This window comes from Faecalicatena sp., assembly GCF_058819085.1.
The window spans coordinates 23,756-37,060 of record NZ_JBZUUL010000035.1 but is presented as its reverse complement, the minus strand read 5'-3'; the positions used below and the strand labels follow the sequence as shown (position 1 = coordinate 37,060).

The window sequence follows — 13,305 nt, the reverse complement described above, 5'->3', positions numbered from 1 at the left end:
ATGTATGGAATTTTAGCTGCAGGATATGCAGACTGGCCGATTATTCATCAGATTTCCTGGCTGCTTGGAAAAGTGATGAACGGAATTTATAATGTAATGGATGGTGTATTTGGTGTACAGAACATAGGTGTCTGTATCATCATCTTTACGATCATCGTATACACATTGATGATTCCACTGACAATTAAACAGCAGAAGTGGTCAAAGATGTCTTCTGTTATGAACCCTGAGATTCAGAAGATCCAGAAGAAGTATGCGAATAAAAAAGATCAGGCTTCTATGCTAAAGCAGCAGGAAGAGCTTCAGACTGTATATGAGAAATATGGAACTTCACCTACAGGCGGATGTCTGCCGATGTTAATTCAGATGCCTGTACTTTTTGCACTGTATCCGGTCATCCAGAATATCCCTAATTATGTACAGGGTGTTAAGAATGTATATATGCCGGTGGTTAACCAGATCATGGCTGCCGATGGCTTCCAGAAAATCATGGAAAAAATCGGTGAAGCAAAGCCAGTACTTATGAGTGCTAAGTCATATGACTACTCACAGGCGGATACACTTGTAAATGTATTATATAAATTCCAGGATTCCACATGGAATACACTGGTAGATAAGATTCCTTCACTGCAGGATATTGTTGAGACCACAACTCAGACAATGGGACATTTGAACAGCTTCCTTGGAATCAACATTGGTGAAGCACCATTTACAATGTTAATGGCTGCAGTAAAAGATTTTTCAATCCTTGGAATTATCATGGCTGCGATCATTCCTGTTATGGCAGGTCTTACACAGTTCATCAGTGTGAAGTTACAGCCGCAGCCGGAAGTTGACCCAAGCAACCAGATGGCAAACTCCATGAAGACAATGACATATACGATGCCGTTGTTCTCCGTATTCATGGGATTCACTCTCCCGGCAGGTCTTGGTCTTTACTGGGCGATCAGTGCTGTTGTAAGATGTGTGCAGCAGTTAGGAATCAATAAGTACCTCAGCAAGAAGTCTACAGAGGAGCTGATTGCAGAAAACCAGAAAAAGGCAGCTAAGAAGCGCGAGAAAAAAGGTGCCTCTGCACAGGCAATTAACAAAATGGCGACAACAAGTACCAGAAATGTAGAAGATAAGAGAAAATCTAAGATTTCTGATAAAGAAAGAGAAGAGCGTCTTGAAAAGGCAGCTCAGCAGACAAAGAATGCGAAGCCGGGAAGCCTTTCATCAAAGGCAAATCTGGTAAGCAGATTTAACAGCGGACAAAGTACATCCCTAAAGGATGACGATAAATAGGGTAGAATCGTAGAAAGGAAGGATTCAGGATGAACGGTAGTATCAGAGTATCTGCAAAAACAGTGGATGACGCAATTACGGAAGCATTGATTCAGTTAGGCGTTACCAGTGACAGATTAGATTATGAAGTCATTGAAAAAGGAAGTGCCGGATTCCTTGGTATAGGCGTAAAACAGGCAGTGATCGAAGCAAGAAGAAAGCCTGAACCTGTAGTAGAAGAGCCGGAGATAAAAGCAGAAGTGAAGACTGAAGTCAAAGCGGAAGCAAAGCCGGTAGAGAAGAAGGCTCCAGTTAAGGATATCAAGAAAAAAGAACATGTAAAGAAAGATGAACATGTAAAAAAAGAAGTAAAAGAAGACCGCAGGGAAGATGTTCAGCCGACCGTAAAGCGTGAGTCTGAGCTTGCAGAAGTAAAAGATGAAACTAAGAAAGCCGTTGAATCCTTCTTGAATGATACATTAAAAGCAATGGGCATGACTGTGGAGTTGATTTCAGATATTGATGCGGACGGAGCATTGAGCGTTGAGATGAAGGGTGATAATATGGGCATTCTGATCGGAAAGCGCGGCCAGACATTAGACTCCCTACAGTATCTGGCAAACAGAGTTGCAAACAAGCACCAGGACGGATATGTACGTGTGAAGCTTGATACAGAGAACTACCGTGCCAGAAGAGAAGAGACACTTAAGAATCTGGCAAAGAACATTGCTTATAAGGTAAAACGTTCAAAGAGAGCGGTATCCTTAGAACCAATGAACCCTTATGAGAGAAGGATCATCCATGCAGCACTGCAGTCTGATCCTTATGTAACTACTCATAGTGAAGGGGACGAGCCTTACAGGAAGGTCGTTGTTACATTAAAAAAGTAATGAGATCAAAGAGTTTATTACAGTCAGACAAGTATTAAAGTAGGAATAGAATTGAAGCGAAAGAGGACGTTTCCGCTTCACGGATGCTTTCGTGAAGTTGTGAAACGTCTTTTTTTAAAACCGGCAGGAGGCAGCTATGAAAAAGGATACAATTGCCGCTATTTCCACAGGTATGACGAATTCAGGAATTGGAATCGTGCGTATCAGCGGAGATGAGGCATTTCATGTGATAGATAAGATTTACCGGGGAAAAGATCAGCTAAGGGAAGCCAAGTCACATACGATTCATTATGGATATATTAGAGACGGTGAGGAAACGATCGATGAAGTTCTGGTTATGCTGATGCGTTCCCCCAGGACATTTACCGGTGAAGATACGGTTGAGATCAATTGTCATGGCGGGACATATGTGGTGAAGCGGGTATTGGAAACGGTGATCAAAAATGGAGCAAGACCTGCAGAGCCAGGAGAATTTACAAAGAGGGCATTTTTAAATGGAAAAATGGATCTGTCGCAGGCAGAGGCCGTGATCGATGTGATTACATCTAAAAGTGAATATGCCCTTCAGAGTTCTATCAGCCAGTTAAAGGGAAGTGTAAAGAAAAAGATTGAAGATATCAGACAGCAGATCATCTACCACACGGCCTTCATCGAGACTGCTTTAGATGATCCTGAGCATATTGATATCGATGGATACGGCGATGAATTAAAAGGAATCGTAGAGGATCTGCTGGATGAGATCAGGCAGCTGATCGATTCCTCGGACAGCGGAAGGATCATGAAGGAAGGAATCCAGACCGTGATCGTAGGCAAACCCAATGCCGGAAAATCCTCTCTTCTGAATGTCCTGGCAGGAAAGGACCGTGCAATTGTGACCGATATCGAGGGGACTACACGAGATATCCTGGAAGAGCAGATACGGTTAAAAGGTCTGACTTTAAATATGGTAGATACTGCAGGGATCAGAAATACCGATGATATCATAGAAAAAATCGGAGTCGATAAGGCAAAAGACTATATAAAGAATTCTGATCTGGTGATCTATGTGGTAGATGCTTCAAGGCCTTTGGACAGCAATGATAAAGAGATCATGACTCTTCTGGAGGGAAGAAAAGTGATTGTCCTGCTCAATAAATCCGACCTCAGTACAGTGATCACAAAAGAGAATCTGAAGGAAACATTTCAGTGTTTATCAGAAAACAGCGGAGATTCTTTGGAAATACCAATGATAGAGATTTCGGCAAAGGAAGAGCAGGGATTAAGTGAATTTGAGGCTGTTCTAAATGAAATGTTCCTGCATGGAGAGGTTTCCTTTAATGACGAGGTCTATATTACAAATATCAGACATAAAGCTGCCTTATCAGATGCTTATGAAAGCCTTGGGAAGGTAGTGGAGAGTATAGAGAACCAAATGCCGGAGGATTTCTTTTCAATAGATCTGATGGATGCGTACGAGTCACTGGGAAGTATAACAGGAGAAACGATAGGAGAAGATTTAGTCAATGAAATATTCAGCAAATTCTGTATGGGAAAATAAAGATGGGTATGATATCGCAGTCATAGGAGCCGGACATGCCGGATGTGAGGCGGCTCTTGCAGCAGCCCGGTTAGGATTTCGGACTGTTATATTTACGGTAAGTGTGGACAGTATTGCACTGATGCCATGCAATCCGAATATCGGAGGAAGTTCCAAGGGACACCTGGTAAAGGAAATAGATGCACTTGGCGGTGAGATGGGGAAGGTCATAGACAAGACCTTTATCCAGTCAAAAATGTTAAACCAGTCAAAAGGGCCGGCAGTACATTCTCTGCGTGCACAGGCGGATAAAGCAAATTACAGCAGGACGATGCGTCAAGTACTTCAGGATCAGGAACATCTGGATATCCGCCAGATGGAGGTCACAGATATTCTTGCAGAGGACGGAAAGGTAACGGGTGTACAGACGTATTCCGGGGCAGTTTATCCATGCCGGGCAGTTGTATTATGTACAGGGACCTACCTGAAGGCTAGATGTATCTATGGTGATGTGAGTATGTATACGGGCCCAAATGGACTTCAGGCTGCTAATTATCTCACAGACAGCTTAAAAGCCCTGGGAATCAAGATGTATCGCTTTAAGACAGGAACTCCGGCCAGAATCGATAAGAATTCTGTAGATTTCAGCAAAATGGAAGAACAAAAAGGGGATGAAAGAATCGTACCGTTCTCTTTTACAACAGATCCAGAAGATGTTCAGATCGACCAGGTTTCTTGCTGGCTGACCTACACAAATGAGAAAACGCACGAAATTATTAGAAATAACCTGGACAGGTCTCCTTTATTTTCCGGAATGATAGAAGGGACAGGGCCGAGATATTGTCCGTCTATCGAAGATAAAGTGGTAAAATTCGCCGATAAGAACCGGCATCAGGTATTTATCGAACCTGAAGGTTTAGATACTACAGAGATGTATGTGGGCGGAATGTCCAGTTCTCTGCCAGAGGATGTCCAGTATGCAATGTACCGCAGTGTTCCAGGCCTGGAAAATGTGAAAATAGTCAGAAATGCATATGCAATTGAGTATGATTGTATCGATGCAAGACAGCTCAAAAATACCCTGGAGTTTAAGCAGATCGAGGGGCTTTTCAGCGGCGGGCAGTTTAACGGAAGCTCCGGGTATGAGGAGGCTGCAGCGCAGGGATTAGTTGCAGGGGTCAATGCGGCAAGGAAGCTTCAGGGCAAAGAGGGAATCGTGATCGACCGTTCTGAAGGATATATTGGTGTTTTGATCGATGATCTTGTCACAAAAGAAAGTCATGAGCCATACCGTATGATGACTTCCAGGGCTGAGTACAGGCTCTTGCTGAGACAGGATAATGCAGATCTGCGTTTAACAAAATTAGGCCATGAGATAGGTTTGATCGACGAGAATAGATATCAGAAGCTGCTTGAAAAAGAAAAAATGATACAAGAGGAGATCAAAAGAGCAGAGCATACCAATATCGGAACCTCAAAGGAGGTCCAGGACCTTCTTAAATCCTGCGGTAGTACACCTCTCACATCAGGAACTACTCTGGCTGAGCTGATCCGCCGCCCTGAGTTATCCTATGAAATATTAGCTCCGATAGACAGGCAGCGAAAAGAGCTTCCATATGATGTGATAGAACAGGTAAATATCAATATTAAATATGATGGATATATCAAAAGACAGCAGCGCCAGGTAGAGCAGTTCAAGAAGCTTGAGAAGAAGCTGATCCCGGCTGATATTGATTATAATGAGATACAAAGTCTTCGGATAGAAGCAAAGCAAAAGCTGACAGAAATGCGGCCTGCTTCGATCGGACAGGCATCCAGGATATCCGGTGTATCTCCGGCCGACATATCAGTGCTTCTGGTTTACCTTGAGAGCAGATAAAAATATATGGACTTATAAGATATAGGAGAAAATTTTATGCCTGATAAATTTGAAAGTCAGCTTAGAGAGCTGAATATTGAGTTAAACGAGGTTCAGAAGCAGCAGTTTCAGAAGTACTATGAACTGCTGGTTGAATGGAATAAAGTAATGAACCTGACTGGAATCACTGAACATGACGAAGTAAATGAGAAACACTTTGTTGACAGCCTTGCGATCGTAAAAGCAGTCGATCTGGATCAGACGGACTCTGTCATAGATATAGGGACAGGGGCAGGCTTTCCGGGACTGCCGCTTAAAATTGCTTTTCCTCATCTGCATGTGGTGCTGTTGGATTCCTTGAATAAAAGAATTAAGTTTTTGGATGCAGTTATTGATGAACTGGGACTCGGGGATATTGAGACTCTGCATGGAAGAGCAGAGGATTATGCGAAAAAAGAGATATACAGAGAAAAGTTTGATCTTTGTGTATCCAGGGCTGTCGCTAATCTGGCTACATTAAGTGAATACTGCATACCTTATATACGGGTAGGGGGTATGTTTATACCCTATAAATCTGGCAACATTGAGGATGAGGTACAGCAGTCAAAAAGAGCAGTAAGCATCCTTGGCGGTAAGATAAATGAAACTGTAAAATTTGAGCTTCCTGGAACAGAAATAGGCAGATCGTTTGTAAAAATACAAAAGCTAAAGAGTACAGGAAAGAAATATCCACGTAAGGCAGGACTGCCGGGAAAAGAACCCCTTAAGTAGAAAAACAGAAGAATTGAGTAAAAAAATTAAAAAAAGAACTGTAGGATAATGAAGTGCTTTAAGAATCTATCAGATATATCTTGGATAAGAATGATCTAATAAATTCAATTTAAAATCATAGTCCTGCAGTTCTTTTTCTATTTCATTAAATTTTAAAATGGTTTCAGAATAGATACTATTCTTTTTCTTCTATATCAAATAGGATCTTGACTTGTTCCGTAAATTCCTCTGGTGCTTCCAGCTGTGGGAGATATTTTGTTTCATTTATTTCGGCTATTTCTATTGATGGAAGCTGATTTTGGTATTGGTTTGCCGTCAATGCATTTTCAGGATTTGCATTTCCCACTATAATAAAAATACTATTATTAATCTTTTTGAGGCAGTGCATTACATTTGCATTAGTATACCTTGACTTTATACTTGCGTAAAGATATTTGGAGTGTGTATTGCATCTGTGAGAAGCCTCAAAACATGTCATAATACTTTTTTCATCTATATGATTTTGATCATAGAAGTATCGGTTTCTGAAGTCCTCTTCAATAGTACGCTTATTAACTTTCATATTATAAATAAATGTACCAATAACAGGAGTATTTATAATATAGCGCAGCAGCTTTGTACGTTTTGTAGGGATTTTTGCAAGTGAAACTAAATCTCCTGGATTTATCAGCATGACCTTATTTATTAAAGCATTATCATTTGCACAAGCCATCAGTACAAATGTACCTGATTCACCGGTAGCTATAACATCAGTAGAAGCTCCAATAATATGTTTAATAAAATCTGTGATCAGCTGCACATACAGATAGTTGGTGTATGTAAGATTCGGTTTTTGAGAACGTCCGCATCCAAGTAAGTCCAAAGTATATACGGTATTAGTCTTAGAAAGTTCATTCACTACCTTATTCCATTCATATGCCGAACTACAGACATTGAGATCATGAATTAATAGGATAGGAGAGCCGGAACCTTGTTTGGTATAATAAATCCGCCCAAATCTCCAATCATAAAATTTTTCATCTTTATTAAATAATAAATTATCCATCGTGGAAATATAATACACCAATCTATTAACAACATGCATAATTCCCACTGTGGTACCTGCCAAAACAGTACATGTTGTAAGTTTCTTTTTCCAACTCAAAGAATCACCTCTTTCAAAAGTCTAACAGCCATTTTAGTTGTTTTATAAATAAAATACATATCTTATTATACTACACTGTGGACTGCAAATAAAGAAAAAAATTCTTAAGTAAATATTGAGAATGTTTCACGTGAAACATTAAAAAAATATAAGGTAGTGTAAAAAAGTGGAGGCTTATAGATTGACTATTTTACCTATTGACTAACCTACAATTTTTCTTATGTTAGAAATGTATTTATAATACTGAAGTTAAAAAGGTCTTGCTACACTTATAAATACAAAAGTATATATTTTTTAAATATAGTACTTAAGAAGAAAGTATGAGCAAGAGATATAATCTATATTCTTATACTCTATAGTAAGAAGTAAAGGAGATATACAGATTAGTAGATTCATTAAGGCATAAAATTGTAGATTTAAAGATAGTATACATTTATTTATATTTTAGTAATACAGAAAAATAGTAAAGTAACTTATTGGATTGCTAACGGTCAATGAAGTATAGACAGAAGTATTCCGTAATGCAGCCCTTCGGGCGGAGCTGCAGCATAAGCTGCGGATTAAGGTATACCCAAAGGGCATACCGTAATACATGCCCTTCGGGCGGGTCTGCAGCAAAAACTGCAAAATAATGTATACCCAGAGGGCATCCCGTAATGCATGCCCTTCGGGCGGGTCTGCAGCAAAAGCTGCAGAATAATGTATACCCAGAGAGCATCCTGCAACTCATGCTCAGACGGGCGGGGCCGCAGCATAAGCTGGAGAATAATGTATAGTTTAATAAAAAGTGCAGTTTAACAATATGTGCAGATACTTTTTATACTAATACTTTATGCTATATAACCATTATAAAATAAGAGAGTCTTACACAAAATACTTCAATGTAATTAGGGTTAGCAGTTGGTACCAAATCCCCTGTGTTAGTGCAAGTCCAGAAATTTGCCTATAAGTAATAATAACAAAGTATATAGTTATAAAGATGAACCTTAGCTGTGTATCAAACTGCCTTTTATTTTAAATAACTGTTTAAACCAAGTTTAACTATCTAAACTATCAAAAAATATAAATTCCATCCAATCTTATTAAATTCTAGTGACAAAACGTCAATATAGTAATTCATATAATTACTAATCAGAATATACTCCTAAAACAAACATATTCATAATCATATTATAAATTTGACATACCTGTTCTTGGTAGAAATCAATATTAAAAAGATTTTTTGTTAAGAAGATTAATAAGGGCCTTAATATACAACTTTAATATATCGTCCATATACTTAAATTCAAAAGTAAAGTATAAGCACTATTACCCCTAGCATACAAAGTATAAAAAATAGTAGTATCAGAGTTGATATAGTATTGAACATAACGTTGATATAGCATTAGAGTCAGCACTATTAGTTTTGATCTTAAAGATATCAAAAATATTATATATACTATTCATCAATCATCATCGCTCTCTTGTTGTTTATATTATGCATTATTGAATTTATTTATATGTTTTATTATTCCTTTTTAAAAACAATGATAAGTCCACTTTTCTGTGGTTATTTACTATGTTGTAAGGAAAAAGCAAACTATGCGGTTATGATAGTAATAGCAGAGTTAAACAAAATATCAATAATCTATTTCTTGCTGTTACATCATTTCCTTGGTAAAGATATCTTTCTTACATAAATGTTTCACGTGAAACATTGAAAGCAAATATTAAAAAAGTATATTAAAATAAATTTGTATAACCCATTAATATATATCGTTTCAAACTTTAATTTTTACTAACACAAAAAAGTATTTACCTGCCACTCTTGTCTTCTCAACATTAAAAAGAGGAGAGACTCGTAAGGTTAAACTATTATCACCAAATTAACTTCATAAAAATTGCAAAAATTCTATGTTTCACGTGAAACATCTAGTAGATATAGATTTGAAAAGGTGATATAATAATGAAGTGTTCAATGAAAGGAGTATCAATATGGGAAGAATTATAGCAATTGCTAACCAAAAAGGCGGCGTGGGTAAGACAACAACAGCTATTAATCTATCAGCTTCATTAGCCAGTTTGGGAAAGAAAGTATTAGCACTGGACATGGATCCGCAGGGGAATATGACAAGTGGATTAAGTGTTATAAAGGATGAGGTTGAAAATAGCGTTTACGACTTGATAATTGGAAATGCAGGTATAGAAGAGTGTATCTGTAAAGATGTTTTTGAAAATTTGGACGTTCTCCCATCTAATATCAACTTATCAGCAGCAGAGATTGAACTGATCGGTGTTGATAACAAAGAATACATCATAAAAAATGAAATTGAAAAAGTAAAGGATAATTATGAGTTTATTATTATTGATTGTCCACCTGCATTGAGCATGCTTACAATTAACGCAATGACAACAGCTGATTCGGTACTTGTCCCTATTCAATGTGAGTATTATGCACTTGAAGGTTTGAGTCAGTTGATTCACACGATAGAACTGGTACAGGATAGATTGAATCCTACTTTAGAAATGGAGGGTGTCGTATTTACTATGTATGATGCCAGAACCAATTTATCACTGCAGGTAGTTGAGAATGTGAAGGATAATCTGGAACAGAATATCTATAAGACAATTATACCGAGAAATATTCGCTTGGCAGAAGCCCCCAGCTATGGGCTGCCAATCAATCTATATGATCCGAAATCTGCAGGAGCAGAGAGTTATTTGTTGTTAGCAGAAGAAGTTATTCATAAAGGAGAGGAGTAAATATGGCTGTAAAGAGAAATGGTCTTGGAAAAGGTCTGGATAGTCTGATTCCTGATAGAAGTGATAAGATAGCAAAAAAGCCGTCTAATACAGAGGCAAAAACTAATAATTCCAATACGAAGGAAGAAAAGGCAAACGAATCTGGTGAAGTATTAGTAAAGATAAACCAGGTTGAGCCAAACAGAGACCAGCCGCGTAAGGAATTTGATGAAGATGCATTGTTGGAATTGGCTGATTCTATCAAGCAGTTCGGTATCCTTCAGCCTCTGCTTGTCCAGAAAAAAAAGGATTATTATGAAATTATAGCCGGAGAGAGAAGATGGCGGGCGGCTAAACTTGCAGGGATCAAAGAAGTACCTGTTGTTATCAAGACATATACTGACCAGGAGATTCTTGAGATATCCCTGATCGAGAATATACAGAGAGAAAACCTAAATCCTATTGAAGAAGCAATGGCATATAAAAGACTGCTTGAGGAGTTCAGTCTTAAACAGGATGAGGTTGCAGAGCGGGTCTCCAAGAGCAGGACAGCAGTAACAAATTCGATGCGTCTGCTAAAGCTGAGCAAAAAAGTTCAGCAGATGATCGTAGATGACATGATCACCACCGGACATGCCCGTGCGCTGCTTGCAATCGATGATGAAGAACAGCAGTATACGATAGCTAATAAAATCTTTGATGAGAAGTTAAGTGTAAGAGAAACTGAAAAGTTAGTTAAAACTCTGAAGAACCCTAAGAAGGAACAAAAGGTTGAGAAGGTTGAACATACATTTATCTATGATAATCTGGAAGAAAGAATGAAGGATATCATAGGAACAAAAGTAAATGTCAGTCCGAAATCAAACGGAAAAGGGAAGATAGAGATAGAATACTACTCAGAAGAAGAACTCGAACGTATATTCGATTTAATTATGTCTATCAAGAATCAGTAAAAAGGTGTCCGAATGCTGGATGCTTCCGGCATTCGGACGAAAAGCACAAATACCAGGAAATTAAGTGCAGTATAATGGGGAGAATATAAAAAGAGGAGAGTCAGCGTGAATAATTAAGAAGGAGAAGAAGTCATGGAAAGTAGCTTGTTATCAGGACTGGGAATTGATCCTGCATATATTCTGATATTCCTGTTTTTGATTCAGGTCATATTATTTGTAATGCTTGTCAGTGTAAATATGAAATACAACCGGCTGAAAGTCAGTTACAATTCGTTTATGAAGGGAAAAGATGGGAAGAATTTAGAGGAGAGTATACTGGCAAGATTTGCGGAGCTGGATGAGGTTACAGAACTATCCAGGGAAAACAAGAGGAGTATCAATGATATCTATAGGAAAATAAGGTCTCATTACCAAAAGGTAGGAATCGTGAAATACGATGCATTTCATGAGATGGGCGGAAATTTAAGCTTTGCGATTACGATGCTGGATGAGGATGACAACGGCTGGATTTTAAATGCCATGCACAGCAGAGAGGGATGCTATACCTATATCAAGGAGATCGTAAAAGGACAGAGCTATATAGAGCTTGCAGAAGAAGAAGTGGAATCATTGGAAAAGGCAATCTATCAGGATGTGTATGATCTGAAAACAGATTTAGAAAAGAGTCCGAAAAAAGACGCTTAGATAAAAAAATGAGTTAACAAACCAAAATACAGCAGATTTTAGAAAGAGTAGAGGAGGACATTATGTTAGACATCAGATTTGTAAGAAGTAACCCAGAGGCAGTAAAACAGAATATCAAGAATAAATTCCAGGATGCGAAGCTTCCGTTGGTAGATGAAGTTTTGGAATTAGATAAAAGAAACAGGGAGATTAAGCAGGAAGTAGAAGCACTGCGTGCTGATAAGAACAAACTTTCCAAGCAGATCGGAGCCCTGATGGGACAAGGTAAGAAGGATGAGGCCGAGGAAGTTAAGAAGCTGGTTTCAGAGAATGCAGATAGGATCGAAGCACTTTCAGCAGAGGAAAAAGAAGTAGAAGAAAAAATCAAAAAGAATATGATGATCATTCCGAATATTATTGATCCTTCAGTTCCGATCGGAAAAGATGATAGTGAAAATGTGGAAGTAGAGAGATATGGCGAACCGGTAGTGCCGGATTTTGAGATTCCATACCACACAGAGATCATGGAACGGTTTAATGGAATTGATCTGGACAGTGCCAGACGTGTTGCAGGAAATGGTTTTTATTATCTGATGGGAGATATTGCGCGCCTTCATTCAGCAGTAATCTCCTATGCAAGAGATTTCATGATCAACAGAGGCTTTACTTACTGTGTACCGCCTTTTATGATCCGCAGTAACGTGGTGACAGGTGTTATGAGTTTCGCAGAGATGGATGCCATGATGTATAAGATCGAAGGGGAAGACCTTTATCTGATCGGAACAAGTGAACATTCTATGATTGGTAAATTTATTGATACACAGTTGACAGAGGACCAGCTTCCTCAGACACTGACAAGCTATTCACCTTGCTTTAGAAAAGAAAAAGGTGCACATGGAATCGAAGAGAGAGGTGTTTACCGTATCCATCAGTTTGAAAAGCAGGAAATGATCGTTGTCTGCAAACCGGAAGAGAGTATGGAATGGTATGACAAATTATGGCAGAACACGGTTGACCTGTTCCGATCTCTGGACATTCCGGTGCGTACTTTGGAATGCTGTTCAGGAGATCTGGCTGATCTGAAAGTGAAGTCTGTAGACGTAGAGGCATGGTCCCCAAGACAGAAGAAGTATTTTGAAGTGGGAAGCTGCTCTAATTTAGGTGACGCTCAGGCCAGAAGACTGGGAATCAGAGTGAAAGGTGAAAGTGGAAAATACTTTGCCCATACACTGAATAATACAGTAGTAGCGCCGCCGAGAATGCTGATCGCATTCCTGGAGAACAATCTGCAGGCAGATGGTTCTGTAAGAATTCCGGCAGCACTTCAGCCATATATGGGCGGAAACAGTGAAATTACACCAAAAAATAAATAGTTTCACGAATAAATTAAAAAAATAAATACTAAGATATTATACTTAGGAATGATCTATGTTTCACGCGGTAATAGGGGACGCCTAATTCTGCAGCAAAGCTGCAGACCCGCCCAAAGGGCATAAGTTACGGGATGCCCTTTGGTATGATTT

10 protein-coding genes are annotated in these 13,305 nt (G+C 38.8%); 9 read left to right on the top strand and 1 reads right to left on the bottom strand.

Translation table 11 applies throughout. From position 1 onward, the window contains the following. The 5 genes from AC4OGX_RS16145 (at position 1) to rsmG (ending at position 6,301) form a co-directional block, all read left to right on the top strand. Positions 1–1,287: a YidC/Oxa1 family membrane protein insertase gene (locus AC4OGX_RS16145; protein WP_493331653.1), complete on the top strand. Its 1,287-nt coding sequence runs from the start codon at positions 1–3 to the stop codon at positions 1,285–1,287. A 29-nt stretch (positions 1,288–1,316) separates the two neighbouring features. Beyond that, the gene (jag, locus tag AC4OGX_RS16140) at positions 1,317–2,156 is read left to right on the top strand and encodes an RNA-binding cell elongation regulator Jag/EloR (protein ID WP_493331651.1); all 840 of its coding nucleotides are present in this window, start codon (positions 1,317–1,319) and stop codon (positions 2,154–2,156) included. Between the two features lie 136 nt (positions 2,157–2,292). After that, positions 2,293–3,693, top strand: a complete 1,401-nt coding sequence (gene mnmE, locus AC4OGX_RS16135) for a tRNA uridine-5-carboxymethylaminomethyl(34) synthesis GTPase MnmE (RefSeq protein ID WP_493331650.1) — start codon at positions 2,293–2,295, stop codon at positions 3,691–3,693. After that, on the top strand, positions 3,659–5,551 hold the full coding sequence (gene mnmG, locus AC4OGX_RS16130; protein ID WP_493331648.1) for a tRNA uridine-5-carboxymethylaminomethyl(34) synthesis enzyme MnmG: 1,893 nt from the start codon (positions 3,659–3,661) through the stop codon (positions 5,549–5,551). The genes mnmE and mnmG overlap by 35 nt, the downstream gene beginning before the upstream one ends. A gap of 36 nt (positions 5,552–5,587) precedes the next feature. Continuing rightward, positions 5,588–6,301 carry a 16S rRNA (guanine(527)-N(7))-methyltransferase RsmG gene (rsmG, locus tag AC4OGX_RS16125; protein ID WP_493331647.1) on the top strand — a complete coding sequence of 238 codons (714 nt, stop codon included), beginning with the start codon at positions 5,588–5,590 and terminating at the stop codon, positions 6,299–6,301. 175 nt (positions 6,302–6,476) lie between these two features. On the opposite strand, the gene AC4OGX_RS16120 is transcribed toward rsmG, so the two are convergent. Then, positions 6,477–7,445, bottom strand: a complete 969-nt coding sequence (locus tag AC4OGX_RS16120) for an alpha/beta fold hydrolase (protein ID WP_493331646.1) — start codon at positions 7,443–7,445, stop codon at positions 6,477–6,479. 1,974 nt (positions 7,446–9,419) lie between these two features. Between AC4OGX_RS16120 and AC4OGX_RS16115 the strand changes: the two genes are divergently transcribed. The 4 genes from AC4OGX_RS16115 to serS all read left to right on the top strand — a co-directional run bounded on the left by AC4OGX_RS16115 (position 9,420) and on the right by serS (position 13,155). Then, complete coding sequence (locus AC4OGX_RS16115; RefSeq protein WP_493331645.1) at positions 9,420–10,187, top strand: ParA family protein; 768 nt, start codon at positions 9,420–9,422, stop codon at positions 10,185–10,187. 2 nt (positions 10,188–10,189) lie between these two features. Beyond that, on the top strand, positions 10,190–11,119 hold the full coding sequence (locus AC4OGX_RS16110) for a ParB/RepB/Spo0J family partition protein (RefSeq protein ID WP_493331644.1): 930 nt from the start codon (positions 10,190–10,192) through the stop codon (positions 11,117–11,119). 132 nt (positions 11,120–11,251) lie between these two features. Next, positions 11,252–11,803: a DUF4446 family protein gene (locus AC4OGX_RS16105; protein WP_493331642.1), complete on the top strand. Its 552-nt coding sequence runs from the start codon at positions 11,252–11,254 to the stop codon at positions 11,801–11,803. Positions 11,804–11,865: 62 nt separating this feature from the next. Continuing rightward, positions 11,866–13,155 carry a serine--tRNA ligase gene (gene serS / locus AC4OGX_RS16100; RefSeq protein ID WP_493331640.1) on the top strand — a complete coding sequence of 430 codons (1,290 nt, stop codon included), beginning with the start codon at positions 11,866–11,868 and terminating at the stop codon, positions 13,153–13,155. The last annotated feature ends 150 nt before the right edge of the window (positions 13,156–13,305 follow it).

What these genes read in the sequence shown, in the direction of transcription:
- jag (WP_493331651.1), top strand. Translation starts at nt 1,317, where the DNA reads ATGAACGGTAGTATCAGAGTATCTGCAAAAACAGTGGATGACGCAATT.
- rsmG (WP_493331647.1), top strand. Translation starts at nt 5,588, where the DNA reads ATGCCTGATAAATTTGAAAGTCAGCTTAGAGAGCTGAATATTGAGTTA.
- AC4OGX_RS16110 (WP_493331644.1), top strand. Translation starts at nt 10,190, where the DNA reads ATGGCTGTAAAGAGAAATGGTCTTGGAAAAGGTCTGGATAGTCTGATT.
- mnmE (WP_493331650.1), top strand. Translation starts at nt 2,293, where the DNA reads ATGAAAAAGGATACAATTGCCGCTATTTCCACAGGTATGACGAATTCA.
- AC4OGX_RS16105 (WP_493331642.1), top strand. Translation starts at nt 11,252, where the DNA reads ATGGAAAGTAGCTTGTTATCAGGACTGGGAATTGATCCTGCATATATT.
- mnmG (WP_493331648.1), top strand. Translation starts at nt 3,659, where the DNA reads ATGAAATATTCAGCAAATTCTGTATGGGAAAATAAAGATGGGTATGAT.
- AC4OGX_RS16115 (WP_493331645.1), top strand. Translation starts at nt 9,420, where the DNA reads ATGGGAAGAATTATAGCAATTGCTAACCAAAAAGGCGGCGTGGGTAAG.
- AC4OGX_RS16145 (WP_493331653.1), top strand. Translation starts at nt 1, where the DNA reads ATGTATGGAATTTTAGCTGCAGGATATGCAGACTGGCCGATTATTCAT.
- serS (WP_493331640.1), top strand. Translation starts at nt 11,866, where the DNA reads ATGTTAGACATCAGATTTGTAAGAAGTAACCCAGAGGCAGTAAAACAG.